Here is a 24,497-nt window from a genome sequence, read left to right on the forward strand (position 1 = left end):
GCGCATGCGCTTCGACAGCTCGGACGCGAGACGGGCCACGAACGGCGCTCGCTGAACTCGCGCTGTGGTGGTCGTTGTAGGGGATAACACGCAGCATGCAGGTGCTTCACTTCTCGGGTGGGGCGCCCAACTACGCTGGCGCGCGTGAAGAAACTGGTGCCGTTGGTGGTAGATGCGCTGCTGGTGATTCTGTTCTGCGCGATCGGCAGGCGCAGTCACGACGAAGCGGTGCTCACCGGACTACTTCGCACGCTGTGGCCGTTCGCGATCGGCCTGGCGATCGGCTGGACCGTCGCGGTGGCCGCCGCGAGCCGGATGTTCGGCGACGCGGGGCGCGACGCTCGGTTCGACGGAACCGCCCTGTGGCCCACCGGAATTCTGGTCTGGCTCGGCACCTTGTGCGGCGGCATGCTGCTGCGCGCGGTCAGCGGTCAGGGCACCGCGTTCAGCTTCATCGTGGTCGCGACCGTGGTGCTCGCGCTGTTCCTGCTCGGCTGGCGCGCGGCCATCAAAGCGCTGAATTGAGCCGTTCGGCTTACGTTTCCGGCGCGGCCAGCGACTGGAGCATCCGCACGGCCATCCGCGCGGTGGCGTCGCCGCTGTCCACATCGTTGATGTGGATGGCGAAGGCCAGGTCGCCCATGACCGCGATCAGCCAGCCGTCGCGTCCGGCGGTGGCGCTGAAACCGTTGACGTCGCGGTAGCCGCGCAGGCTGGCGAGCTCCGGCGCGTTGGTCGAATCGCGCAGCATGCCGTGCAACCGGTCGGCGATCTCCGGGGACAGCGGGCCGAGCTGGGCGTCGGTGGTGCTCGGCCGCGCGACCTCGATCATCGGCGGCGGCACCTCGCCGCGCGCGATCGCGGCGGCGGCGATCGCCATGCCGAAGGGGCTGGCCAGCACCGCATCCGAGCCGCCGCCCTGCTTGACCTGCTCGGCGCTGCGGCCGGCCACGGCCAGCCGTCCGGTCACCTCGTCGAGCCCGGGCACCTTGAAGTCGACGCCGACGCCGAGCGTGGCCGCGGCCTCGGCCGCCTCCTGCGCCGAAATCTCGTGCGGGGCCTTGCCTTTGCTGACCGCCGCGATATTGCGGAACAGCTCGATATTGCCGCCGACCGGGTAGAGGCCGGTGAAGGCGACCGGTCCGTGCTCACTGGCCTGGGTGTTCTGCGCGACCGCGACGACCGCGCCGCTGGACGGCTGGATGGCCACGATCGAGGACGGGGTCGCCGAGCTGACCACCGCGTCCTCGGCCGCGCGTTGCAGCCGCTGATCCATGGTGCCCGCGATGTCGGGTCCGGGCGGGCCCTGCACGCCGGCCAGCTGACCGACGAAGCGACCGTCCTGTTCGAAAACCTGCACGCCCCAGCCGGAGTGCTGCTGCTGGCTTTCCTGCTGCACCTTGCTCAGCGCGTCGAGCATGGGCGACCAGACCCGGCGGTCGGCGGAGATCAGCCGGGGCTGCTTCTCCATGACCACGCCGGGGATCGGCGCCATGTCCTTTTCCAGGATGGCGAAGTCGGGCTCGCGCAGGTTCACCGCGACCACCGGCTTGCCCTGCGAGGTGGCCACCTGCTGCATCAGCGACGGCCCGGTGATCAGCGGGGCGACCGGCTCGATCGCCTTGGCCAGCGCGTTGGTCGAGCCGACCGGGTCGGGCATCTTCGCCGGGTCGAGCTTGATGACGTTGATGGTCTGCTCGGTCATCAGCGGCTGGCCCGCGATGTCGTTCACCCGCGGGGCCGGCGCCGGTTCGGTGCGCACCAGGCGCACGGTGCGGTTGTGGTCGAGCTGCGGCATGACGATCGCCGGGTCCCAGGAGATGCGCCAGCCGATGGCCAGCTTGCGCACGTTGCCCTGCACGCTGTAGGTCCAGTTTTTGCCGTCGCCGAAGTTCCAGTCGGCGTCCATGCTGAAGATCGCCGCCTCGGAATCGAGGCCGATGTATTGCGTCTTCTTGTAGTCCGCCTTGCCGGGTTGCAGGCCGGCAAACATTTGCTTCAGCGTTGCCGAAGCCGCCGAAGGGTAGGAGGTGAGCTCCGAAGCATGGACGTAGTCCTGCTTGTCCAACAGCTCGGTGAAGCGCTCGACTACGGCTTCGGCCTCATTCTTTCCCTCGTGTACGCCGCACGATCCCATCGCGATCGCGAGCGCCGCCACCCCCGCGAGTGCCATAGCGCCCCGGACGCGAAAGCGGCGGGATCCCCAGACATCCATGTCGCCCACTCTTCACTCTTGTCACTCCAGTAACAAGACCACCGTACCTGAAAAAGACCTGTCTGCGGTGCCTACGCCGCAAGGACGTTACCCATGCTCAGCATCTCAATTGTGCCCGAAATCTCCCATCTCGGGGGACCCATCATGATCGTTGTCCAGTGCTGCGGCGACAACCGGCGCCGCTACCGTACCGGGGCCCCGCGGAAAGTTGTGCACTTACTGCCTTACTCGGCGTTTCGGATCAATGAGTACCCAGAGTGAGCGTCTACGAACCGCGAATCACCCCCGTTAACCAGTGGCGAACTCTGTTCGCACAGAGCGGAACCATTGGCATCGATTGCGCCGTAATCTTGTAATCAATGTAAGCAACGCTGAAAAGTAAGTAGGTGATCCCCTCATGAGACACGAACACCGGGGACGGGGTTTCGGACGACCGGGCGGCTGGCAGCAGGCCGACCTACCGGATCCCGCGGACGCGCCGGATTGGTTCGCGGGCCGGTTGCCCGCCGACTGGTTCGCCGGTCCACCAGTCATCGAGATCGATCGGGACGAGATCGTGGTCATCGGCGAACTCCCGATCAGCCAGCCGGAGAAGACTCCGGTCGACGCCCCTGCGGAAGGCGACGCGGACGCGCCGACCGAGGAAGTTCCGCAGGCGACGAAGGAGGGCGCCATCTCGCGCTTCCGCGAGTCGACCCGTTCGGCCCGCATGCAGATCGCGGACGAGGCGCAGCGCCGGTATGGACGCAGCGTCGCGTGGGGCGTGTCGGTGGGCGGCGATCGGGTGCTGTTCACCCACTTGGCCGTTCCGGTGATGACCCGGCTGCGGCAGCCCGAACGTAAAGTTCTGGACACGCTCGTCGACTCGGGCGTGGCGCGCTCGCGGGCGGACGCGCTGGCCTGGACCGTGAAACTGGCGGGCAAGCACGCGGAATCCTGGCTGGAGGAACTGCGCGGCGCCATGCGCAAAGTGGACGACCTGCGCTCCGAAGGACCGCAGGGGCTCTAGCGCTAAGGTTGCGGGCATGTCCGCACCCGGTCCGATCCTGGTTCTCAACGGCCCGAACCTGAACATGCTCGGCACCCGTCAGCCGGAGGTCTACGGGTCGGCGACGCTCGACGACGTGGTCGAGCTGTGCCGGCAGACCGCGCACCGCTACGGCCGCGAGGTCGCCGCCTTCCAGTCGAATTCCGAAGGCGCGCTGATCGACCGGATCCACGCGGCGCGCGGCGTCGAATCGGGCATCGTGATCAATCCCGGCGGGCTCACCCACACCTCGGTGGCCCTGCGGGACGCGCTGGTGATCCCGGAACTCCCCATCGTGGAGGTGCACATCAGCAATGTGCACGCGCGGGAGGAGTTCCGGCATCACTCCTATATCTCCCCGATCGCGACCGCGGTGGTCGCCGGGATGGGGATCCAGGGCTACGCGGCCGCGATCGAATTCCTGGTGCGCTCGGCCTGATCGCGCCGGGCCCGACGCTGCTCGTCAGTTGATCTGAAAAACCGGGAATCCCGGTGCGATATCGGCCAATTCAGCGTCGGTCGCGTCCTTGGTGACGCCCTCGAAGAACTTGCCGACCTCCCAGCCCCACTTCTGCAGGTACAGCCGCAGCAGCGGAACCTTGTCCGCGTCGGCGATCTCGGTGGCGGTGAATTCCTCGACCTTGCGGCCGAGGCGCAGCTCGCCACCGCCGGACACGCGCAGGTTGCGCACCCACTGAGTGTGCCCGCGCGGGGCGACCAGAAAGCGCGCGCCGTCCTCGCGAACCATCAGGTTCACCATCGTGGTCCGCCACTCCCCGCTCTTGCGGCCACGCACCGCGAGCAGCCGCGAACCCATGACGCTGATCCCGAGCCGGGGCAGCCAGTTGAAGATCCGGTTCATGATCGGGTCCAGGCCGGCCGGGCCGATGTAGCGGGTGCTGTGGTCCATGTTCTGACTCCTATTAGTGAGCACTGCTCTCTGTTGCGATAAGTGTTCCACTTTCGCGAAGACAAAGTCAAGAGCGCTGCTCTCTTTTTATGTTTGCGCAGCTCAGCCAGCCTGACGCGCGGTAGCGCGTGGCACACCCGACAATGTGGGGATGACGCGCGAGGCTGTTCGCCGGGTAGTGCTTGCCCCGGACAAGTTCAAGGGGTCGCTGACCGCACCGCAGGTGGCCGCGGCCCTAGCCGATGGCATCGCGGGGGTGGTGCCGGAGGTGGAGATCCGGCAGGTTCCGGTGGCCGATGGTGGCGACGGGACCGTCGACGCGTTCGTGGCGGCGGGCTGGGCCCGGGTGGAGTTGACCGCGCCCGGTCCGACAGGGGTACTCGGCAGCACGTCGTATGCGCGGCACGAAGCGACAGCCGTGCTCGAGCTGGCCACGGTCGTCGGGCTGGAGAAACTCCCAGGGGGCCGACCGGATCCGCTCGGCGCGAGCACCTTCGGCCTGGGCGTGGTCATCGCGCACGCCCTCGATCACGGTGCCACCGACATCGTCATCGGACTCGGCGGCAGCGCCTCCACCGACGGCGGCGCGGGCATGGCACAGGCGCTCGGCGCCCGCGTTTTCGACGCCGACGACCACGAATTACCGCACGGCGGCGCGGTTTTGGCGCGCGCCCACCGACTGGACCGCACCGGTCTGCACCCCGGAATCGCCTCCGCCACTTTCACGTTGGCCTGCGACGTCGACAACCCGCTGCTCGGGCCGACCGGTGCGGTCGCGGTCTACGCACCCCAGAAAGGCGCTGGCCCAGCAGATCTCGACACCTTGGAGTCCGCCCTCACCGCCTGGGCGCCGGTGGCCGGACCCGATTTCGCGAACGAACCCGGCGCCGGCGCCGCGGGCGGAACCGGATTCGGCGCACTCGCCCTGCTCGGCGCGCAGGTGCGCAGCGGCATCGAGGTGATCCTCGAACTCCTCGACTTCCCCGCCCTACTCGACGGCGCGGACCTCGTCGTCACCGGCGAAGGCTCCCTCGATACGCAAAGCCTGCACGGCAAGGCCCCCATCGGCGTCTGCGAGACCGCGCGTAAGGCAGGCGTTCCCGTGATCGCCGTCGTCGGCCGCACGCTCCTTGCCGCCCAAGAGATTCGGGCCGCGGGCTTCACCGCCTGCTACGCCCTCACCGATCTGGAGCCGGACCCCGCCCGTTCGATCGCAAACGCCCGCCAACTCCTCCGGCAAGCCGGCGCACAACTAGCAGATCAGCACCTGACTTCATAAAGTCACTGTGACGCAACCAATTACGGCGCTAGCTCGCTGACGCGAGCAGGTTCCCGAGCAGTTCGCCGCGGTGCTTGTCGCCCCACTCCTCGAGCGGGCGGAGCGCGACGGCCAGTTCCTCCCCGAGCGGGGTGAGGGAGTACTCGACGCGGGGCGGAACCTCGGGATAGACCTCACGATGCACCACGCCGCTCGCCTCGAGCTGGCGCAGATTCTCCGCGAGCACCTTCTCGCTGACGCCGGTCAGCAACCGCCGGAGCTCGCCGAACCGGATCGGGTCGGCGCTCAGCGCCCACATCAGGTGCAGCTTCCATTTGCCGCCGACGACATCGATCGCCACGGACATGCCGCACACGTCGTGATCCGCGTCACTGCTCATGTCCACCGCACTCCTTCTGACCGTATTTCGAACCTCTAGGTAAGCAACCCCACCTCGACGTTCGGTCTTCCTGACTCTACCTGCGGGAACGAGTATTGATTCCGGCGCCGACACCACTGCAACGAGAACCGAAGGGACACACAATGTCCGATCAGACCACCCCCCGCTCCGTCTCCGTTGTCGGCCTGGGGCCGATGGGTCAGTCGATGGTCCGGGCCTTCCTGGACGCCGGCGTCGAGGTGACCGTGTGGAACCGCAGCACCGACAAGGTCGACGCGATGGTCGAACTCGGCGCCAAGCGGGCCGCGACGGTCGCGGAGGCACTGGCCGCCAACGAGGTGACCGTACTGAGCCTCACCCACTACGCCGCCATGTACGACGTGCTCGGCCCGGCGACCGAGCAACTGGCCGGCAAGGTGATCGCCAACCTGTCCTCCGATTCGCCGGAAAAGACGCGCGCGGGTGCGGAGTGGGTACGATCCCATGGCGCACAGTTCATTTCGGGCGGCGTCATGTCGGCGGGCGACAACATCACCCATCCCGCGTCCTACATCTTCTACAGCGGACCGCGCGAGGTCTTCGACGCGCACGCCGAACTGCTGCGCCCGCTGAGCCCGCAGGAGTATCTCGGCGCGGACGACGGTCTCGCCCAGGTCTTCTACCAGGCGTTGCTGACCATCTTCCACCCGTGGTTGCTCGCCTTCGACCAGGCGACCGCGATGATCGACCGTTCCGGGCACAGCATCGCCCAGTTCGTTCCGTTCGCCGTGCGCTCGGCCGCCGCGTTCCCCTACTTCATGGAGGAGTTCTCGGTCGCCAACCAGAACGGCGGCTGGGCCACGCTGGCCAGCCTGAAGATGATGGACGCGGGCGCGCAGCACATCATAGACGCCAGCGAGGAGGTCGGCGTGGACGCGACATTCTCGCACACCGCACAGTCGTTGTGGCGCAAGGCGGTTGCCGCCAGCGAGGCGAAGGGCGAGGCGGTCTCGACCTACGCGCTGTTGCACGGCGCGCAGGCCTAGTCAGGCGGTTTCGGTCGCGGAGCCGAGCCGCGGGAAGGGGTCGGTGGAGAAGATGACCTCCACCGCCACTTCGAAGTAGGCCGAAAGCCGCAGTGCGAGATGCAAACTCGGGCTGTACTCGCCGCGCTCGAGATACCCGACCGTCTGATAGTGCACGCCGAGCGCCTCCGCCAACTCGCGCCGGGAGATGCCGCGCTCGGCGCGCAGCATCGCGATGCGGTTGTAGATGACCTCAGTAGGCACGCTGCATCGCTTTCTCCCGGCGCAGGGCGACGCTGGACCCGGACTCGCGCCGGGCCATCCGGCGCAACACCACTGGCGCGGCGAGCAGTCCCACCACCGCCCAGATGCTCAGCACCCCAACGGTTTCCAGCGGCCGCCAGGACTGCCCGAGTTCGACGGCGACGGCCTGGTCCGGCAGCATCGCCGAGCGCATGCCGAGCCCGAGCCAGTACACCGGAAACGCCTGCGCAGCGCCCTGCACCCAGCCGGGCATCGAGGTGATCGGATAGAAGATGCCGGACACCGCGACCAGGCCCATGATCGGGAAGGTCATCAGCGCGAAGTTGCGCGGGCTGGCGAACATCGAGCCGAACGCGGCGCCGGCCGGCAAGGTGGCGAGCAGCCCGAGCACCATCACCCAGATCAAGGTCAGCCAGGAACCGGCGTCGCCGAGCGCGAGCCCGTCGACGATGAACGAGCCGAACACCAGAATGACGGCACCGGGGATGAGCACCATGCCGGACACCTGGATGATTTTGCCGACCAGGTAGCCGACCATGCCGTTCGGGGTCGCCTTGGCCCGCAACAACGTTCCGTCCTCGCGGTCGATGGTGAGCTGCTGGCCCATGCCGATCATCCCGTTGATCGCCACGAGCATGCCGATCACGCTGGGCAACGCGAGCGAACCGAGCAGCAATCCGCTCGACTGGAACGACGCGTCCCGCATGAAGAACAGCACGATCAACACGAGCGCCGGCCAGAACAGCAGCCCGAACACATCCTGACCGTTGGTGACCAGCTGCCGCAGCTCGATCATGCCGCGAATCCAGCCCTGCCGGACCGCCACCGCGATCGGGTTCATCGCCCTACCTCCTCGATCGTGCGCACCTCGGCGTCGACCTGACCGGATTCGAATCGGCGCACCAGCGTCATGTATGTGTCCTCCAGCGAGGCGCGGCGGACCTCCAGGTCGCCGATCGCGTCACCGTATTGCTTGAACAGGCCGTAGACGAACTCGGTCGATTCGGTGGTCGAGTGCACGAACCGTTGTCCGCCGTTGGTCCAGCTCACCTCGGCCGCGCCGGCGATCCGGCGGGAGAGTTCGTCGGCCGAGCCGTCGGCGATGATCCGCCCGCCGGCCAGGACCAGGATCCGGTCGGCGAGCTTCTCCGCCTCGTCGAGGTCGTGGGTGGTGAGCAGGATGGTGGTCTGCTGGTCGTCGGCGAGCCGATGCACCAGGTCGTGGAATTCGCGCCTGGCTTCCGGGTCGAATCCGGCGGTCGGCTCGTCCAGGAACAGCACCTCCGGGCGCCCGACGATGCCGATGGCGACGTCGATGCGGCGGCGCTGGCCGCCGGACAGGTCGTTGATCTTGCTGGACGACTGCTCGGTGAGACCGACCGCTTTGATGAGTTCGTCGGTGTCCCAAGGCCGTTGGACGCGGTCGGTGCGGTACGGCGCATAGAAGGCGCCCAGGTAATCCAGCAGTTCCCGGACCCGCCACTTCCCGTGATCGCGCCACGATTGCAGGACGACGCCGATGCGCGCCCGCCACTCCTCGCCGCCGTGCGCCGGATCGACGCCGAGCACCTCGACGCGGCCCGCCGACCGCATGCGGAAGCCCTCCAGGATCTCGATGGTGGTGGTCTTGCCCGCGCCGTTCGGCCCGAGCAGCACCAGCACTTCGCCGTGTCGCGCCTGGAACGTCACGTCGTGCAAGACGTCGGTGGTTCCGTAGCGCATTCGCAATTTCTCGACGTCGAGTGCGACGCCATTCCCCACTGTCATACTGCTCTCCCCGTTGCGGGTTCCCGTCGATTCGTAGCATACCTACTACATTCCGCCGCGACAATGCTTTATCTCCAGCGTCATTCTTGACATGCAGCCATCAGGCTGCCTAATCTCGGGACATGCAGCCGTACGGCTGCATAAATCGAGAAGGTGACATGGACGAGGTATTCAAAGCGCTGGCCGACCCCAATCGGCGGCGGCTGCTGGACAGTCTCAATGCCCGCAACGGGCAGACCCTGCGCGAGCTGTGCGCGGGGCTGGAGATGGCGCGGCAGTCGGTCAGCAAACACCTCGCCGTGCTGGAGGCCGCCAACTTGATCACCACTCGCCGCAGCGGCCGGGAAAAACTGCACTACCTCAACGCCGACCCCATCAACGCGATCACCGAACGCTGGATCACCCGCTACCACCGGGCGCGCGTGCACGCGCTCGCCGATCTCAAGCAGGCCCTGGAGGCAGAACCCATGAGCGACAACACATTCGTCTACACCACCTACATCAAGACCACTCCGGAAAAGCTGTGGGAGGCCCTCACCGACTCGGCGTTCACCAAGCGCTACTGGGGTGCCAGCTTCGACACCGACTGGCGGCCGGGCGCCGAAATGGTCTGGCACCAACAGGATTGGACCAGCAAGGACCCGGAGCAGGTGGTGCTGGAGGCAGACCCCTACAACAAGCTGTCCTACACCTGGCACACCTTCGATCCCGCGTTCGCCACGGCGTTCGAGATGAACCCCGACGAGGTCGCCGCCTGGGCCCGCGAGCCGCGCTCGCAGGTGTCCTTCGAACTCGAGCAGGCCGGCGACACGGTGGTGAAGCTGACCGTCGTGCACGAGGGTTTTCCGCCGAACAGCGCTGTCCTGGAAGGGATCAGCGGCGGCTGGCCGAGCATCCTGTCCAACCTCAAGTCCTTGCTGGAGACCGGCGAGGTGCTGCCCGACCTGGCCATGTAGTCGCCGCGGCGGGCACCGGTGCTGGACCGAAACGGATTCCCCGCGGCCACGCACCGGTAAGCTGCACAGGTCCGTGTCCAGCTCGGTTGGAGCACGCGTCCGTCAGGGCGACTGCGGGACTGAGCCCGTCGCACAAATTGGGGAAATCATGATCAAGGTCCTGCTCCAAACCTCTATGGGTGACATCGAGCTCGAACTCGACGAAACGAAGGCACCCAAGACCGTGCGCAACTTCCTGACCTACGTCAACAGTGGCCACTACGACGGCACCATCTTCCACCGCGTGATCGACGGCTTCATGATCCAGGGCGGCGGACTGGACCAGACGATGCGGGAGAAGCCGGCGCCCAACCGGGTCGAGAACGAGGCCAAGAACGGGCTGAAGAACGTCGTCTACAGCGTCGCCATGGCCCGCACCTCCGACCCACACTCGGCCTCGGCCCAGTTCTTCATCAACACCAGCGACAACGCGTTCCTCGACTACCCGGGTCAAGACGGTTGGGGCTACGCGGTATTCGGCAAGGTCTCGCGCGGCAACGACGTCGTCGACCAGATCGGCAAGGTCAAGACCGGCGGCCAGGACGTGCCGGTCCAGCCGGTCGTGCTCACCTCGGCCACCGTGACCCGCTGACCAGGCCCGTTGCCGACCCACCGGCCCAGGTATATTGCGGACTCCAACTTTTGAGGGGTCCGCGGTGGCAGTACAGAGTGACGAGTTCTTTCGAATCGTGGACCGGCTCGTCGACGTGCGGAGCACCAAGGGCGAGCGGTACACGTCCTACAAGGTGCGCGGCAAACTGTTCGGCTACTACTGGCCCCGCACCCAGACCGTCGGCCTGAAACAAACCCTCTCCGAACAGAAAGCCCTGGTCTCCGAACGCCCCGAAGTCTTCGAAGAACAGTTCACCGCAGGCGGTTTCGGCTGGGTGGTCGTCCACCTGGCCGGCCTCGACCTGGACGAACTATCCGAACTGGTCTTCGAGGCCTGGCGCCTCTCCGCCCCCGAAGACCTGGCCGAAATGCACTCACCCCCATCGTGATCGGGTTTGCTGCGCATTTGTGGCGCTATTCGGACAAATTATAGAATTGAATTAGATGGGCGGTCTCGATTTCGGTCGAGTTTCAGCCGCGGTAGATCTCTACGTAGGCGTTTGTGGCCAGGGCGACTACGCCGGGGCCCACGCCGGTGCAGGCGGTGGAAATGCGCTGGCCGTCGGGGGTGAAGGGGTAGCTGAGGACTTTGTAGGGGCCGACGCCGTAGAGGGGGAAGGGGCCGCTGGCGTAGAGGCCGAAGCAGTCGACGTGCAGGACGTAATTGCTGCCGCCGTCGGGCTGGCAGACGGCGGACGCACCGAAAAGGTCGCGCTGAACGGCGCAGTCCTGGGGTGCTGCCTGGGCGCTACCGGAACCGATAATCGCGACGAAGGCGAGGCCCGAAACACCGGCGGCCGCGACCCGGGCGGCGGCGGTAATTGTCTTCTTCATATGAACTCCTCCTATTCCAGTGTGCTGTCGGTACGACGCGCTGGAATGTTACGGGAGCCCAATGAATTCGCTGCCCCCAAATCAGGGGGCATCGGGTGGACCGAGTCGATCAGATTCGGATGAGGACCTGGTCCATCGTCTTGCGGACGAGGTCCGGAACCACGGAATCGTCGGCGGGGTAACCGATGGGGACCACCGCGAAAGCCTTTTCGTTGCGCGGGCGGTTCAGGACTTCGGCGAGGAACTTCATCGGGCTCGGCGTGTGGGTGAGCGCGGCCAACCCGGAGACGTGCAGCGCGGCGAGCAGCATGCCCACCGCGATACCGACGGATTCGTCACCGTAGTAGTGCTTGTAGGTGGTGCCGTCGGGACGCAGACCGAAGCGCTGCTGGAAGACGACCAGCAGGTAGGGGGCGTCGGTGAGGTGCGGCTTGTGTTCGTCGGTGCCGAGCGGGCGCAGCGCCGACAACCACTCCTCGCCGAGCCGCCCGTTGTAGGAGATCTGCTCCTCCGCCTCGGCGGCCGCCCGGATCTTGGCCCGCACGTCGGGATCCTCGACGAGCACGAAGGTCCACGGCTGCTGGTGCGCGCCGGACGGCGCGGTGTTCGCCACCGCGATCGCGTCGAGCACCAACTGCTCCGGCACCGGGTCGGTGGAGAACATCCGCACGGTGCGGCGCTCGTCCATCCGCGCGCGGAACGCGGCCGCCGCGGCGAGCGCCTCCGCGACCGGAATCCGGTTCGGGTGGTAGGGAATTGGCGTATATGGCTGGCCGTGCAGCGGCATCCAGGTCGTCATGGTTTGCAGTGTGATCCGCGTCAACCGGGCAGGCAATACCGAGACGAACTTACCGTCCACCCGACCAGACATCCGCCGCGAAACAGACCGCGCGAGCGCCGGTTTCGCGGACCGTGATCCGCACCCATCCAGGCTGCGGGCCGCCACGAATACAGGGGGTGTTCCCGTCCGCGGTCCGGCGGAGTGTCGCGATACGGGGCAAGCGCAGCTGATCAGTGCGCGTTCATCGAGGGGTTCCTGGTGCTGGGCGAGCGCAGGTTCCGGGCTTGTGCACGAGGGTGATTCGACCGAGAAATAGGGGTTCTTTGGCATGCGTGTTTCACGATTCACAGCTGTCCGGTGGTTGCAGGTGCCCGCGCTGGCCGTCATTGCGTCGGCGGCGTTCGTTGTTCCGATCGAGGCCGCGGCATTGCCCGCGGTATGCGTCACCGATTCCTGCGCGGACGTCCCGCAGGGCGAAGAGGCCGCTCGCACCGGCGAACCCGGCGTAACCACCGGCAACGAGGGTGCGCCGGCCGAAGACGAGTCCATCGACGAGGGCGCGATCGACGGCGATATCCAATCCGACGATATCCCCAACGAATTCGTCACCGAAGCGGAGATACACGCGGGAGACCCGGCCGACGAGGACAGCAACCCGTTGATGGATGAATGACAACCCATTCCGAGTTCCACGCGCCGGCCGTGCGCTGCCGCCGGTTTCCTGCACCAGAATAATTCGATCGAGAAACAGGGGTTCTTCGGGATGCGCGTTTCAAGATTCATCTCGCTGCGCTGGTCGTGCGTACCCGCGCTGACCGTCGTGGCATTGCTGGCGGGCCCGGTTCCGGCGCAGGCCGCGCCGACGCTGCCCGCGGGCTGCACCGCGAACGGAAACACCATCACCTGCGGCAGTTTGAAAGACGGTGATGTCGTCGAGGGCACGAGTGGCGACGACACGATCGTGGTCAAGGGTGACGTGCCGCAGGGGGCGGCGGTCCGCGCGGGCTCGGGGAACGACACCATCACCGTCTACGACGTCGGCCGGTTCGACTGCTCCGGCAGTATCGGCGCGCAAGCCACGAAGGGCGGCGAGGTGGACACCGGTCCGGGCGACGACACCGTCGTCGTCGGCACCGGTGCGCGGGATCAGGCCTGCCAGAACAAGATCGGCAACGATGTTCCGCTGGGCAATGTGAGCGAACGCGGCAAGGTCGTCGGCGGGGCGGGCAACGACAAGATCACGGTCGGCACCCTGGGCTACGTCAGCAGCGACAAGGACCATCCGGAGAAGAGTCTCGAGGTCATCGCCGGTCGAATCGCCGGTGACGACGGCGATGACGTCATCGACGTCGGCTGGGTGGCGACGGGTGCGCACTTCGACGACCCCGAGACCGCCGACGGCGTCTATGGCGGCCAGGGTGCCGACACCTTGCACGCGGGCAACGTCAACGGCCTCGGGCTGATGGCGGGCGGTCCCGGTCCGGACACTTTGAGTGTGGACGGGATGAACACCGGATACGTCGAAGGCAACGAGGGTGACGACAAGATCTTCGCCACCAAGGGCCCGCTCTTCGGCCTGGCGAAACTCAACGGCAACCAGGGAAACGACGAGCTGACGGTCACGTCCCTGGAGGGGGCGGCGGGAGCCATGGGCGACGAGGGTGACGACATCATCAAGGTCATCAATATCAATGGCCCGGGCGAAAAGTACCCACTGCCGGGATTGTCCGCGAGTTCCGCCGACGGCGGACCCGGCAACGACACCATCACGGTGGACCTGATCGGCAATTCCGGCGGTGTACTCGGCGACGACGGCGACGACACGATCAATGTCAAAAGTGTCAACGGCCCGGAGGACGTCGTCCGCGGCGACGGCGACGAGCTGAAATACCACGCGGCCATCATCAACGGCTGGGGTGGCAACGACAAGATCACCGTTGGGTTCGTCGGCAAGCTGGGCCAGGTGTGGGGCGATGGTTATCCGGATGCCCCGGTCCAGGGCAAGGACATCATCAAGGTCACCGATCTCGACGGGCAGGCCAAGGTGCGCGGCGGGCCGCTGGCCGACCGGATCACCGTCGCCAACCTGAAGGCCAAACAGAATTCGGTCAACGGTGAAGGCGGGAACGACATCATCACCGTCACGGGTACGAACAACGGCTCGGTGATCGGCGGCGCGGGCACCGGGGACAAATGCACCGCAAAAGGCTCGAAGAAGACCTGCGAGCTTCCCAAGGCCAAGCCGAAGAAGAAAAAGAAGTAACGCGGCGAAGTAGCCGCGAAACCCTGTCACTACCAACACATGGAGAAACGATGGGCTCGATGAATTTCGATTGGATCCTGGCCGGTCAGCGCAGCGGTGACCCGTTGGCGACCGCGCTGTACGGCCCGCTGTTCCTGGTCCTCAACGCCCTCCAGGCCTTCCAAGGTGGCGGCACGTACTGAGACCTGCTTCCTCGCACTGCGTGATTCCTGGATCACGCAGTGCGAGAACAGTTTCAGCGCGCCGGCAGCGGAGCCTCCGCCGCCTCGCTGATCGTGACCTGCCCGGTGCCGAGATACGCCATCACCGCATCATCGACAACCTGGTTCCCGCGACCGAAGTTCCCGTGATCCCCACCTTGGACGGTGATCAGCGAACCGTTCAACGCACGTGACATCGCCGGTCCCCCTTCGTATTTGGTGAGCGCATCGTGGCGACTCTGCAGGATCAGCGGTCGAGTATGCAGACCAGCCCCGGTGATCCGAACCGGCGTGGCTACCGGTTTCCATGCCCCACAGGCCATTCCGGACCGGACCAGATCGGCGCGCGCGTCCATGGCGTCGCCGCCGGACGCGATGGTGGCGATCGCCGAGCCGATCACTTCGAGCCGCCCGGGAATCGCGTTCTCGTTGCAGGTGATCGCCGCGAACACGAACTGCCCGGTGGAGTCGGTCGAGGTGGCGCCCTCGATGGTGCGCAACCGTTGCACGTTCGACGGATTCGCCATCGCGTCGGCCATAGCCCGCGCGAAAGTGGGCCAGTAAGTACGGGTATAGCTGGCCACCGAGGTCGCGCCGAGCAACGGCCCCTGCGTGGTGGCGCCGCGAGAGATCAACGTGCGCAACAGATTCTGAAGTTTCCCGGTCTGCTCGAGACTGCCGGTGTACCCGTCGCGAGCGATCTCGGCCAGCGGCTCGGGCAGCGAGCCCGGCAGGTCGGCGAGACTGGCCGGCGGCGGCGTCAGGTTGGCGTACCAGCCGCCGCCCTGGTCGACAGCCATCCGCACCCAGTTCTGATAGACCTGCAAAGCCGTATCACCGAGGTGGTATTCGCCGCTGTGCTCGGCGATCCAAGCGAACAAATCGTCGAGTCGCTGCTTGCCCGCGATCTGCTGCTGCGCGAATTCCTCGGTCCACACCCAGTCGGGATTGACGTTGGAGTCCAGCACCATTCGCTCGACCCGGTCCGGAAACAGCGAGGCGTACACCGCGCCGAGGTAGGTCCCGTAGGACGTGCCGAGGTAGCTGATCCGGTCCAGCCCGAGCGCCGCGCGCACCGCGTCCATATCGCGGGCGGTGTTCTCGGTGGTGATGGTGTCCAGATAACCGGGAAGCGCGATATCGCAGGCCTTCTTGATGGCATTGCGATCGCCGCCGCCGAGCGCCACCCGCCCACCGTCCTCGGTACCGCAATCCAACGGAGTGGCCCACCGCAATCCACGCGGCTGCACCGCGAGCCGGTCGTAATGCGCGTTCAGATCGGCAGGCATTACATCGGTGCGCAGACCCCAGAAGTCCAGCCCGTCCGCGCCGGGTCCGCCGGGATTGGCGAAGATCGCGCCGCGCCGCTCGCCGGTCGCCGCGATCCGGCTGACGGTCAGCTGAATCTTCGCCCCGTCCGGATCGGCGTAATTCATCGGCACCTCGACGACAGCGCACTGCACGCCGTGCCCCGCGACCACCGAACCCGCCGGGCAAGCCCCGAAAGCCGGCGCGGCATCGGCCAGGCCGGACCCGATCGATCCGCCGAGCAGGCACACAGCCATGGCAGCCGCCGCCCGCGAAAACAGCCGTACCTTCATCATGTTTCGTACCTCCACGGGCCGCCGCCACGCGTGCGTCCGCGACCCCGATCATGAGCATTCTGCGCAGGCGGCGAGCGACAAACAAGTCGAGCGCCCGATTCCGCCGGTCAGGCGCATCCCGGCGCGGTCGTCCCCAGACCCGGCCGGGCGCGGCGATATGTGCCGCGGAATGCGCGGATGACGTCGCACGGGAGTAGCGTCGAGCCATGTCGACGGAGGTCCGTATCAACACCGCTCTGGAACGCTTCGAGCTCTATGTCGACGGTGACAACGCCGGGTACGTCGAATACCAGGACACCCAGTCCGAACGCGCGTTCGTGCACACCGAGATCTACTCCCGCTACGAGGGCCAGGGCTACGGCCGCGTGCTGGTCGAGGCGGCGCTGAACAGCACCGCCGAGGACAAACTCGGCGCGCTGCCGATGTGCCGGATGGTGCACCACTTCATCGAGACCCGCCCCGAATACCTGGTGATGGTGCCGCACTGGGCGCGCGACAGCCTGAACCTGCCTCAGTAGGCGGCGACCGCGCCGTCCAGTGCCAGTTGCAGATCGGTGCGCACCAGCCGCGCGATATCGCCCGGCTTGCTCGGCAATTCGGTGATCGGCACGCCGAAATAGAAGCTGGCCGCCTTGGCCTCCTCCTTGTTCGGCTGCACCGTCGGGTCGGCCCGCGGCCCGTAGCTCAGGCCCATCGACACCAGCACCGGCTCGACGCCGAGCTTCATCGCGCGAAACGCGATGTGCCCGATGCCACTACCGACCGGCTGCACCTGGGTCGGGTCGACCTCGTTGCAGGTGCCCTCCGGGAACACCGCGACCCCGTCGCCGCGCGCGATCCGCTGCGCGCAGATGTCCATCATCCGTTGACCAGCCGCATTGACGGCCCGAATCCCGTGGTCCTTGCCGCGGAACACCGGGATCCCGCCCATCATGTCGATCTTGCGCCGCTGCTCGGGCTCCTCGAACAGCTCGTCCTTGGCCAGCACCCGCACCCGGCCGATCACCGGACGCAACGCGCTGCGCCACGCCGCCGCCGCGACCGTGTACGGATCGTTCTCGGAAAGATGATTGATCGAGATCAACAGCGGTCGGCCCTGCCGGATCGCCGCCCGCATACCGGCCCGCGCACCCTCGGCATAGGCGACGCGGGGATAGTAACGACGCCCCAGAATGGCGTACGCACCCCAGGCTTTCAGCCGATTCTGCCGATGATCGAGATAGAAGTCGTACACGGTGTCGCTGTTCTCGAGGCGTACCTCGGGAGGTTCCATGACACGGACTCTACGACGCCCGCAAGCGCCCAGCATCGGCCCCCGAGACAAATTCAGCGCACCGAACTGGTCAGCAGAAGCGCATATCGCCCGAACAACTGCGATGATGTCCGAGTGGCACGCGCAGACGACCCGGATGATCGGAAAACTCGCGGCGGGCACGGCGACCGCAAGCGGCGCGATTTCCGGCACGGCGAGCAGGTGGTGCGCGCCGGCACCCTGCTGGTGTCGGCGACCGAACTGGCCGAACCCACCTTCCGGCGCACCGTGGTCTACATCATCGAGCACAACGAGGCGGGCAGCCTCGGCGTCGTGCTGAACCGGCCGAGCGACACGGCCGTGCACGACGTGCTCCCCCGCTGGACCGAGGTGGCGGCCGCGCCGCGCACCCTGTTCATCGGCGGCCCGGTCAAGCGGGACGCGGCGCTGTGCCTCGGCACCGTCCGGGTCGGCGCGAGCACCGACGGCATCCCCGGCCTGCGCCGCATCGATGGCCGCGTGGTGCTGGTGGACCTGGACGCCGACCCCGAGGAGATCGGGCAGTTGGTCGAGGGCATCCGTATTTTCGCCGGTTACGCAGGCTGGACCTTCGGGCAGCTGGAAGGCGAGCTGGAGAACGACGACTGGATCGTGCTGTCCGCGTTGCCGTCCGACCCGATCAGCACCGGCCGCGCCGACCTCTGGGCGCACGTGCTGCGCCGCCAGCCGCTACCCCTGTCGCTGCTGGCCACCCACCCGATCGAACTCGAACGAAATTGAGATGTGCGCTCTTATTGAACCGTTCACCCCTGCTGAGTCGTGGGATGAGCGGGAGGTGAGCAATGCCCGACAACCGAACCGAGTTGTTGCGGGTCCTGTACGACGAACACGCCGCCGCGCTCTGGCGGTACACGCTCGGCTTGGTTCGCGACCCCGGACGGGCCGAGGACATCGTGCAGGAAACGTTGCTGCGGGCGTGGCAACGCCCGAACGTATTGGATCAGTCCGAGACTTCGGCGCGCGCGTGGCTGTTCACGGTGGCCCGCAATCTCGCCGTGGATGAGCACCGCAGTGCCCGCAACCGGCGTGAGTTCCGCACCGATGCCCCGCCGGAGCAGGCGACGCCGGACCAGGCCGATCGAGCATTGGACGGCTGGGTGGTAGCGGACGCGTTGGGCAGGCTCAGTCCCGATCATCGCGAGGTGATCGTGCGGGCCTACTATCGGGGACTTTCCACCCATCAGATCGCGGCGGAACTCGATATTCCGCCGGGCACGGTGAAATCCCGGATGCACTACGGCATGCGGGCCCTACGGCTGGCACTACAGGAGATGGGGGTGACGAACCAATGACCGATATCGCTGACGACTACACCACGTGGGATGCGCCCTACGTGCTCGGCTCCCTGACGCGAACCGAGCGCCGGGAATACGAGGAGCATTTGGCCGGCTGCCCCGCCTGCCAGGCCGCCGTGGCCGAACTGGCCGGGATGCCCGGCATGTTGGCGATGGTCGAACCCGCGACCGCGCTCGCGATGATCGACCTGCCCGAAGCCGTTGCGCCGCAATCGGGCTCGGCGACGGCCGCGGCCGGACCGCCGGTGCCGCAGTTGCTGCCCAGGCTCGCCGACGCGGCGGAGAAGCGCAGGCGCCGGAGCCGGTGGGTGTCCGTAGGAGCCGCCGTCGCCGCGGCCGCCGCGGCGGTGGCCATCGCGATTCCGGTGGTCGCCACCGTCACCTCGTCCGGCAACACCGGCACCGAACAGGTTGTCGCGGAACGCAGTATGCAGCCGCTCAAGCCCAACCCGGTGACGGCCAGCTTCAAGGTCGTGCAGGACAACGGCAAGACGCGGATCGTGATGAGTTGCAGTTACGGGCCGAGCAACCAGCAGTACAACTGGAATCTGAAGTTGTTCGTGCTGGGCATCGACGGCAGCCAGACCGAGCTGGATCAATGGCCGGCCGGGCCGGGCACCGAGCTGACGATCGACCGGACCATCGACAAGGCGCCGGATCAGATCCGGGCCGTCGAGATCCGGTTGGCGTCGACCGGCGAGACGCTGCTCTCCGGCACCGTCTGAGGACAGACCGATCCCCCCGCCGACGTTCGGCGGGGGGATCGGTACCCCTCATCGTGCGGTCGTGCTCAGCTGGTCTGACGACGGAAAATCGAGTTGGCCCAGAAGAATCCGGCGATCGTGAGCCCGGCGCACCAGGCCAGCGCGAGGATGCCGTTGTTGCCGATCTCGGTGCCCATCAGCAGGCCGCGCACGGTCTCGGTGATCGGCGTGAACGGCTGATACTCGGCGAACTGCCGCAACCCGGCGGGCATGGTGTCGGTGCTCACCAGTCCGCTGCCGAGGAACGGCAGCATGATGATCGGGAAGACGACATTGCTCGCGCCCTCGGGGCTCGACGACAGCAGGCCCAAAGCGACCGCGAGCCAGTTCAAGCCGAAGATGGTGAAGGTGAGCAGGCCGAACGCGGCGATCCATTCGACGACGTTCGCGTCCGGACGCCAGCCGATGAGCAGCGAGACCGCGGCCATCAACACGATGCCGCCCAAGGCTTGCAGCAGCGCGCCGACCACGTGTCCGGTCAGCATCGACGACTGGGTGATCCCCATGGTGCGGAACCGATTCACGATGCCTTTGGCCGCGTCGGTCGAGATGGACACCGCCACCGACGCGGTGATGTAGGCGGGCACCATCAGCAGCATGCCGGGCGCGAGGTAGTCGATGTAGTTTCCGCCGGACGACTTCTCCAGCGCGCCGCCGAAGACGAACTTGAAGATCAGCAGCAGCACGGTCGGCATCACGATGACGCCGACGCTCATGCTCGGATAGCGCTTGGCGTGGGTCAGGTTGCGCCGCAACATCGTTGCCGAGTCGGCCAGGGCGTAGGACATCGTGCTCATCAGACGGTTTCCGTTTCGAGGGTCGGCTGGCCGGTGAGGGTGAGGAAGACATCGTCGAGGTCGGGCGTGTGCACGGCGAGCCCGTCGACCTCGATCCGCTCGTAGTCGAGCCGATCCAGCACGGCCCGCAGCGATTTCACGCTGCCGTCGCTCGGCACCGCGAGGGTCAGGTCCGCGTCGTCGTCCTCTTCGACCGCCCGCGCGGCGACGCCGAGCGCGGTGGCGGCGGCGAACAGGGCGGCGCGATCGGCGAACTGCAACCGGATGTGCCCGCCCGGCACCAGCCGCTTCAGTTCCGCCGCGGTGCCTTCCGCGACGATCCGGCCCTGGTCGAGCACCGCGATGCGGTCGGCCAGGTGGTCGGCCTCCTCCAGGTACTGGGTGGTGAGGAAGACGGTCACGTTGTAGTCGTCGACCAGGCCGCGGATGAGCTCCCAGATGACCCGCCGACTGCGCGGATCGAGGCCGGTGGTCGGCTCGTCCAGGAAGATGATGCGTGGATCGCCGACCAGGGTCATCGCCAGGTCCAGGCGCCGGGTCATGCCGCCGGAGTAGGTGGACGCGGGCTTGTCCGCGGCCTCGACCAGGTCGAAGCGGGCCAGCAGATCGGCTGCCAGTCTTTTGCTGTCGCGCCGCGGCAAGTGGTGCAGGTCGCCCATCAGGATCAGGTTCTCCCGGCCGGTGAGCAACTCGTCGACGGCGGAGAACTGACCGGTGACCCCGATCGCGTCACGCACCGCGTCGCGGTCGGCCTCGACATCGTGACCGCCGACCCGGTTCTCCCCGCCGTCGGCGTGGATGAGCGTGCTCAGGATCTGCACCGTGGTGGTCTTGCCCGCGCCGTTCGGGCCGAGCAGCGAGTAGATGGTGCCCTCGGGGACGACGATGTCGATGCCGTCGAGCACCACCTGCTCGCCGAACGATTTGCGCAGGCCCAATGCCGAAATGGCGGGTGCGCGATGGCCGTTGACCATGACGGTCCTTTCGCTGATTTACATAATTTGATGCGCATGCGCGCATGCTTGATCGACACCGCTCCCAAGGGAGCGGGTTTTCAGGTCGAACAGTGACTATTCAGTTGTGCGGAAACGAGATTCGGCTAGATGTCGAGGTCTTCGATCTGCGGCCGCTTGGCGATGTCGACCACCCGCTCGTAAACCTTGTCCGGCAGTTTGCCTTTCAATTCCTCGATCGAGTCGACGATCTCCAGGATGAAGTCGCCCCAGTCCTGTTCGCCGACGCCGAGCATGCGCCGCCAGTTCTTCAAATCCTTGATCCAGTTGGCGGATTGGGGATAGTCGTCCCAGCTGGCGTAGTGCGCGTGCAGCACGAACTTGCCTTTGCGGCTGCGGAACACCCGGACGTGTTCCATCCGGTGGTCGTTGACGTCGTTCGTCTCGAACAGCAGGGCGCCGGAGAACCGGACCTGCCGGACACCGTTGTGCCCGACCCGGACGATGACCTCGTCGTACCCTTCTTGCCGACCCTCTTCCAATTCGATGAACCGGCGCAACGCCGTGGTCACCGCCCCCGAGAGATTGCCGCCAACCAGTTCCTGGGCCCGCTGGAACAGCGGCAGATCGTCATCGGCAACATAGATCGTCTTGTTGGGCATGACCCGACTATACGTAGATGTATACGTACACGCAAGCCAGTTCGCCACCGCCGCCCAAATACCGCAATTCGGCGGGCCCGCGGTGTCCGTCCCGCCCAGGTTCGCCGAGCCCGCGACCCGCCCGGCCGGGTTCGCCGTTGAACCGTCCTCCTTACTCGCCCGTATCACTTGTGTACGCAGGAAGTGATCTCGCGTGTGCCCAGCGCACAGGTGGACACCGCGGGAAGGAGCGCCGGATGCAGAGCCGGGTCGTGGATTATTTGGTGCAGGCGGTTTCGGCCCTAGGGGTCCGGCACATCTTCGGCGTCGACGGAGCGAACATCGAGGACCTGTACGACGCGGTTTTCGACGCGCCGTACGACGTCACCGGGGTGATCGCCAAGCACGAATTCGCCGCCGCGACCATGGCCGACGGGTATGCCCGATCGACCGGCGGGCTCGGCGTCGTCGCCGCGACGTCCGGCGGCGGCGCGATGAATCTCGTTGCCGGACTTGCCGAATCGTATGCGTCGCGCGTGCCGGTGCTCGCGCTGGTCGGTCAACCGCCGACCGCGCAGGAGGGCAACGGCGCCTTCCAGGACACCAGCGGACATGCGGGCACCATCGACGCGGTCCGCATGTTCGACGAGATCACCCGCTATTGCGCGCGGGTCGAGCACGCGGCCGACCTGCCCGATCAGCTGGCCAGGGCGGTGGGCGCCGCGCGGCGCGGCGGGCCCGCGGTGCTGCTGCTGCCCAAGGATGTGCAGCAGTCGAGCCTCACCGCGGAGCCGATTCGGTTGCCTACCAAGGTGTATCGCCGGGACGAGGCGGGGTTGCTCCGCCTGCGCACCGCGCTGACGACGGCCCGGCGGACCGGGAAGGTCGTGATCATTGCCGGGGACCAGGTCGCCCGCGACAACGCCCGGGACGAACTGGCTCGATTGGCTGCCGTCCTGGATGCCGCGGTAGGCGTAGCGCCGGACGCCAAGGACACCTACGACAACACCGACCCTGGCTTCTGCGGAGTCGCGGGCACCATGGGTCATCCGGAACTCGGCGCCGCCATCCGATCGGCGGCGTTATGCCTGATCATCGGCACGCCGATGCCGGTCACCACCCGTACCGGCCTGGACGAACTGCTCGCGGGCAGCACGGTGGCGAGCATCGGGGTGACGCCGCCGTACCTGCCGGCCATCCACGCCACCAGCACCGACCTCGCCCGCACGCTGGGCGAGCTGGCCGACGAATTCGCCGCTGCCACAATGCCACCGGATCGACGCACCGTCACTCCGCTTACCCCACTGCGTGTTCCGTCATCGTCGGGTCCGGGGCTGCGCTATCGACAGCTGGTGGAGACCATCGACGCGGCGCTGCCCGACGGCACCGACGTCTTCGCCGACGCGGGCAATACCGGTGCGGCCGTGGTGCATCACCTGCGGGTGCCGCGCGGTGGCCGGTTCGTCGTGGCGCTCGGGATGGGCGGCATGGGTTATGCGTTCGGCGCCGGCATCGGTTCGACGTTCGCCCGCAGGCACGGCCCCGGCGGCGGTCGCCGCACGGTGGTCGTGGCCGGCGACGGCGCGTTCTTCATGCACGGCATGGAGATTCACACCGCGATCGAGCACGCGCTGCCGATCACCTTCATCGTGCTCAACAACAACGCGCACGCCATGTGCGTGACCAGAGAACAGCTCTACTACCGGGATCGCTACAGCTTCAACAGATTCCGGCCATCGCACCTCGGCGACGGCATCGGCGCCATGTTCCCCGAGCTGCCCGCCTTCTCCGTGCGCGCACCGGCCGAGCTGGCCGAAACCCTGCGGCACTGCATGGAAACCGAAGGGCCCTCGTTCATTTCGATCGACGTGGACCCGGACGAGGTTCCGCCTTTTCTTCCGTTCTTGACGACCATCGAGCAATCCAGGAGTACACCGTGACCACCAGCGCCCTGCCCGCACTCAGCGATATCCCCGAGGACGCGCTGCCGCCCGGCGTGCTGCGGATCGAGAATTCCGACAAGGACGCGACCACGCCGATCATCATGGACATGCTGCGCTCGGTCTACCCGCACGACCAGGTCTTCGGCGAATACTGCCCGGTGCAGGCGTATATCGCCGCGCCGCCGCAGGAGGTCTACGAATACCTCGCCGACACCCGCTCGCTGGAGGAGTGGACCTACAGCCTGCGCGGCTTCGTGCCGACCGAGGAGCCGGGCCTGTGGCTGGCCTACGACCGGCTCGGCGACGCGACCCAGATCTTCACCCGCACCGTCGCGCACCCCGAGGGGATGACCGTCGACTATCACTGCGCCTGGGATCAGTCACAGCACCTGTGGATGATCTACCTGCTGCGCGTCGTCGACGCGCAGGCGGTGTTCAACAAGCCGGGATCGGTGGTGCTGTGGGTCAACTGCAAGCACCCGTTCTACGACGAGAACCCCTATCCCGAGACCGCGCCGGCCAAGCGCCCGGTGTGGGTCGGTGACTTCTGGGAGATGTTCTCCGCGGGGCACCAGCTGGAGATGGACAACCTCAAGGCGATCTGCGAGTACCGGGCGGCCAACGGCCTGCCCATCAAGCCCGACTGGATGAAGTGAGA

Annotated in this window: 30 protein-coding genes; 17 read left to right on the forward strand and 13 right to left on the reverse strand. The window is 66.8% G+C overall.

From position 1 onward, the window contains the following. The first annotated feature begins 144 nt into the window (after positions 1 to 144). Entirely contained in the window at positions 145 to 525 is a 381-nt protein-coding gene (locus tag AB0M22_RS13195; RefSeq protein WP_150400245.1) for a DUF3054 domain-containing protein, read from the forward strand. 10 nt (positions 526 to 535) lie between these two features. Here the strand turns inward: AB0M22_RS13195 and AB0M22_RS13200 are convergent, their stop codons facing one another. Beyond that, positions 536 to 2,215, reverse strand: a complete 1,680-nt coding sequence (locus AB0M22_RS13200) for an NTF2-like N-terminal transpeptidase domain-containing protein (RefSeq protein ID WP_364724927.1) — start codon at positions 2,213 to 2,215, stop codon at positions 536 to 538. Positions 2,216 to 2,612: 397 nt separating this feature from the next. Here AB0M22_RS13200 and AB0M22_RS13205 point away from each other — a divergent pair, with 397 nt between their 5' ends. Together AB0M22_RS13205 and aroQ are read left to right on the forward strand one after the other, a co-directional pair. After that, positions 2,613 to 3,224 carry a hypothetical protein gene (locus AB0M22_RS13205; protein WP_364724930.1) on the forward strand — a complete coding sequence of 204 codons (612 nt, stop codon included), beginning with the start codon at positions 2,613 to 2,615 and terminating at the stop codon, positions 3,222 to 3,224. Positions 3,225 to 3,240: 16 nt separating this feature from the next. Beyond that, positions 3,241 to 3,681 carry a type II 3-dehydroquinate dehydratase gene (gene aroQ, locus AB0M22_RS13210; protein ID WP_364724933.1) on the forward strand — a complete coding sequence of 147 codons (441 nt, stop codon included), beginning with the start codon at positions 3,241 to 3,243 and terminating at the stop codon, positions 3,679 to 3,681. Between the two features lie 24 nt (positions 3,682 to 3,705). Here aroQ and AB0M22_RS13215 read toward each other — a convergent pair whose 3' ends face one another. Beyond that, positions 3,706 to 4,152, reverse strand: coding sequence for a nitroreductase/quinone reductase family protein (locus tag AB0M22_RS13215; protein ID WP_364724936.1), 447 nt, complete (start codon positions 4,150 to 4,152; stop codon positions 3,706 to 3,708). A gap of 151 nt (positions 4,153 to 4,303) precedes the next feature. Between AB0M22_RS13215 and AB0M22_RS13220 the strand changes: the two genes are divergently transcribed. Continuing rightward, complete coding sequence (locus AB0M22_RS13220) at positions 4,304 to 5,431, forward strand: glycerate kinase (protein ID WP_364724939.1); 1,128 nt, start codon at positions 4,304 to 4,306, stop codon at positions 5,429 to 5,431. A gap of 28 nt (positions 5,432 to 5,459) precedes the next feature. Here AB0M22_RS13220 and AB0M22_RS13225 read toward each other — a convergent pair whose 3' ends face one another. Next, positions 5,460 to 5,816: a helix-turn-helix domain-containing protein gene (locus AB0M22_RS13225; RefSeq protein ID WP_364724942.1), complete on the reverse strand. Its 357-nt coding sequence runs from the start codon at positions 5,814 to 5,816 to the stop codon at positions 5,460 to 5,462. A gap of 137 nt (positions 5,817 to 5,953) precedes the next feature. On the opposite strand from AB0M22_RS13225, the gene AB0M22_RS13230 reads away from it, so the two are divergent. Continuing rightward, a complete protein-coding gene (locus AB0M22_RS13230) occupies positions 5,954 to 6,835 on the forward strand; it encodes an NAD(P)-binding domain-containing protein (RefSeq protein ID WP_364724945.1) in 882 nt (293 codons plus the stop codon). Here AB0M22_RS13230 and AB0M22_RS13235 read toward each other — a convergent pair whose 3' ends face one another. The 3 genes from AB0M22_RS13235 to AB0M22_RS13245 are packed head-to-tail and all read right to left on the reverse strand — an operon-like array spanning position 6,836 to position 8,845. Then, positions 6,836 to 7,078, reverse strand: a complete 243-nt coding sequence (locus AB0M22_RS13235) for a helix-turn-helix transcriptional regulator (RefSeq protein ID WP_364724948.1) — start codon at positions 7,076 to 7,078, stop codon at positions 6,836 to 6,838. Then, on the reverse strand, positions 7,068 to 7,919 hold the full coding sequence (locus AB0M22_RS13240; RefSeq protein ID WP_364724951.1) for an ABC transporter permease: 852 nt from the start codon (positions 7,917 to 7,919) through the stop codon (positions 7,068 to 7,070). The genes AB0M22_RS13235 and AB0M22_RS13240 overlap by 11 nt, the downstream gene beginning before the upstream one ends. Then, positions 7,916 to 8,845, reverse strand: a complete 930-nt coding sequence (locus tag AB0M22_RS13245; protein WP_364724954.1) for an ABC transporter ATP-binding protein — start codon at positions 8,843 to 8,845, stop codon at positions 7,916 to 7,918. The genes AB0M22_RS13240 and AB0M22_RS13245 overlap by 4 nt, the downstream gene beginning before the upstream one ends. A gap of 158 nt (positions 8,846 to 9,003) precedes the next feature. Between AB0M22_RS13245 and AB0M22_RS13250 the strand changes: the two genes are divergently transcribed. From AB0M22_RS13250 to AB0M22_RS13260, 3 genes are all read left to right on the forward strand, one after another. Then, positions 9,004 to 9,801, forward strand: a complete 798-nt coding sequence (locus AB0M22_RS13250; protein WP_364724957.1) for a metalloregulator ArsR/SmtB family transcription factor — start codon at positions 9,004 to 9,006, stop codon at positions 9,799 to 9,801. 148 nt (positions 9,802 to 9,949) lie between these two features. Further along, positions 9,950 to 10,432, forward strand: a complete 483-nt coding sequence (locus AB0M22_RS13255; RefSeq protein WP_364724960.1) for a peptidylprolyl isomerase — start codon at positions 9,950 to 9,952, stop codon at positions 10,430 to 10,432. A 64-nt stretch (positions 10,433 to 10,496) separates the two neighbouring features. Then, complete coding sequence (locus AB0M22_RS13260; RefSeq protein ID WP_364724963.1) at positions 10,497 to 10,841, forward strand: MmcQ/YjbR family DNA-binding protein; 345 nt, start codon at positions 10,497 to 10,499, stop codon at positions 10,839 to 10,841. An 82-nt stretch (positions 10,842 to 10,923) separates the two neighbouring features. Here the strand turns inward: AB0M22_RS13260 and AB0M22_RS13265 are convergent, their stop codons facing one another. Together AB0M22_RS13265 and AB0M22_RS13270 are read right to left on the reverse strand one after the other, a co-directional pair. Next, positions 10,924 to 11,286 (reverse strand): hypothetical protein, encoded by a 363-nt coding sequence (locus AB0M22_RS13265; RefSeq protein ID WP_364724966.1) that lies wholly within the window; start codon positions 11,284 to 11,286, stop codon positions 10,924 to 10,926. 109 nt (positions 11,287 to 11,395) lie between these two features. Beyond that, on the reverse strand, positions 11,396 to 12,085 hold the full coding sequence (locus tag AB0M22_RS13270; RefSeq protein WP_364724969.1) for a nitroreductase family protein: 690 nt from the start codon (positions 12,083 to 12,085) through the stop codon (positions 11,396 to 11,398). Between the two features lie 310 nt (positions 12,086 to 12,395). On the opposite strand from AB0M22_RS13270, the gene AB0M22_RS13275 reads away from it, so the two are divergent. The 3 genes from AB0M22_RS13275 (at position 12,396) to AB0M22_RS13285 (ending at position 14,512) form a co-directional block, all read left to right on the forward strand. Beyond that, positions 12,396 to 12,740, forward strand: coding sequence for a hypothetical protein (locus tag AB0M22_RS13275; RefSeq protein WP_364724972.1), 345 nt, complete (start codon positions 12,396 to 12,398; stop codon positions 12,738 to 12,740). Between the two features lie 90 nt (positions 12,741 to 12,830). After that, a complete protein-coding gene (locus AB0M22_RS13280) occupies positions 12,831 to 14,330 on the forward strand; it encodes a hypothetical protein (RefSeq protein ID WP_364724975.1) in 1,500 nt (499 codons plus the stop codon). Between the two features lie 59 nt (positions 14,331 to 14,389). Continuing rightward, positions 14,390 to 14,512, forward strand: coding sequence for a hypothetical protein (locus AB0M22_RS13285; RefSeq protein ID WP_364724978.1), 123 nt, complete (start codon positions 14,390 to 14,392; stop codon positions 14,510 to 14,512). A gap of 53 nt (positions 14,513 to 14,565) precedes the next feature. Here the strand turns inward: AB0M22_RS13285 and AB0M22_RS13290 are convergent, their stop codons facing one another. Further along, positions 14,566 to 16,134 carry an alpha/beta hydrolase gene (locus AB0M22_RS13290; RefSeq protein WP_364724981.1) on the reverse strand — a complete coding sequence of 523 codons (1,569 nt, stop codon included), beginning with the start codon at positions 16,132 to 16,134 and terminating at the stop codon, positions 14,566 to 14,568. Between the two features lie 206 nt (positions 16,135 to 16,340). Here AB0M22_RS13290 and AB0M22_RS13295 point away from each other — a divergent pair, with 206 nt between their 5' ends. Beyond that, entirely contained in the window at positions 16,341 to 16,652 is a 312-nt protein-coding gene (locus tag AB0M22_RS13295) for a GNAT family N-acetyltransferase (RefSeq protein ID WP_364724984.1), read from the forward strand. Here the strand turns inward: AB0M22_RS13295 and AB0M22_RS13300 are convergent. Then, the gene (locus AB0M22_RS13300) at positions 16,646 to 17,407 is read right to left on the reverse strand and encodes a 1-acyl-sn-glycerol-3-phosphate acyltransferase (RefSeq protein WP_364724987.1); all 762 of its coding nucleotides are present in this window, start codon (positions 17,405 to 17,407) and stop codon (positions 16,646 to 16,648) included. The two genes, AB0M22_RS13295 and AB0M22_RS13300, sit on opposite strands and share 7 nt — an antisense overlap. Before the next feature lie 114 nt (positions 17,408 to 17,521). On the opposite strand from AB0M22_RS13300, the gene AB0M22_RS13305 reads away from it, so the two are divergent. The 3 genes from AB0M22_RS13305 to AB0M22_RS13315 all read left to right on the forward strand — a co-directional run bounded on the left by AB0M22_RS13305 (position 17,522) and on the right by AB0M22_RS13315 (position 19,466). Then, positions 17,522 to 18,166, forward strand: coding sequence for a YqgE/AlgH family protein (locus AB0M22_RS13305; protein ID WP_364724990.1), 645 nt, complete (start codon positions 17,522 to 17,524; stop codon positions 18,164 to 18,166). Positions 18,167 to 18,228: 62 nt separating this feature from the next. Further along, complete coding sequence (locus AB0M22_RS13310; RefSeq protein WP_364724993.1) at positions 18,229 to 18,738, forward strand: sigma-70 family RNA polymerase sigma factor; 510 nt, start codon at positions 18,229 to 18,231, stop codon at positions 18,736 to 18,738. Next, positions 18,735 to 19,466 (forward strand): zf-HC2 domain-containing protein, encoded by a 732-nt coding sequence (locus AB0M22_RS13315; protein WP_364724996.1) that lies wholly within the window; start codon positions 18,735 to 18,737, stop codon positions 19,464 to 19,466. The genes AB0M22_RS13310 and AB0M22_RS13315 overlap by 4 nt, the downstream gene beginning before the upstream one ends. A 65-nt stretch (positions 19,467 to 19,531) precedes the next feature. On the opposite strand, the gene AB0M22_RS13320 is transcribed toward AB0M22_RS13315, so the two are convergent. The 3 genes from AB0M22_RS13320 to AB0M22_RS13330 form a co-directional block, all read right to left on the reverse strand. Then, positions 19,532 to 20,302: an ABC transporter permease gene (locus tag AB0M22_RS13320; protein WP_364724999.1), complete on the reverse strand. Its 771-nt coding sequence runs from the start codon at positions 20,300 to 20,302 to the stop codon at positions 19,532 to 19,534. Then, a complete protein-coding gene (locus tag AB0M22_RS13325; RefSeq protein WP_364725002.1) occupies positions 20,302 to 21,276 on the reverse strand; it encodes an ATP-binding cassette domain-containing protein in 975 nt (324 codons plus the stop codon). Before AB0M22_RS13325 ends, AB0M22_RS13320 begins: the two co-directional genes overlap by 1 nt. A gap of 125 nt (positions 21,277 to 21,401) precedes the next feature. Then, positions 21,402 to 21,917, reverse strand: a complete 516-nt coding sequence (locus tag AB0M22_RS13330; RefSeq protein ID WP_150400264.1) for an EXLDI protein — start codon at positions 21,915 to 21,917, stop codon at positions 21,402 to 21,404. Positions 21,918 to 22,153: 236 nt separating this feature from the next. Between AB0M22_RS13330 and AB0M22_RS13335 the strand changes: the two genes are divergently transcribed. Both AB0M22_RS13335 and AB0M22_RS13340 read left to right on the forward strand, forming a co-directional pair. Then, a complete protein-coding gene (locus tag AB0M22_RS13335; protein ID WP_364725006.1) occupies positions 22,154 to 23,836 on the forward strand; it encodes a thiamine pyrophosphate-binding protein in 1,683 nt (560 codons plus the stop codon). After that, entirely contained in the window at positions 23,833 to 24,495 is a 663-nt protein-coding gene (locus AB0M22_RS13340; RefSeq protein ID WP_364725009.1) for an SRPBCC family protein, read from the forward strand. The genes AB0M22_RS13335 and AB0M22_RS13340 overlap by 4 nt, the downstream gene beginning before the upstream one ends. Positions 24,496 to 24,497 lie beyond the last annotated feature (2 nt).

Origin of the sequence: Nocardia sp. NPDC051756 (assembly GCF_040681495.1) — a bacterium.
Taxonomy (GTDB): Bacteria; Actinomycetota; Actinomycetes; order Mycobacteriales; family Mycobacteriaceae; genus Nocardia.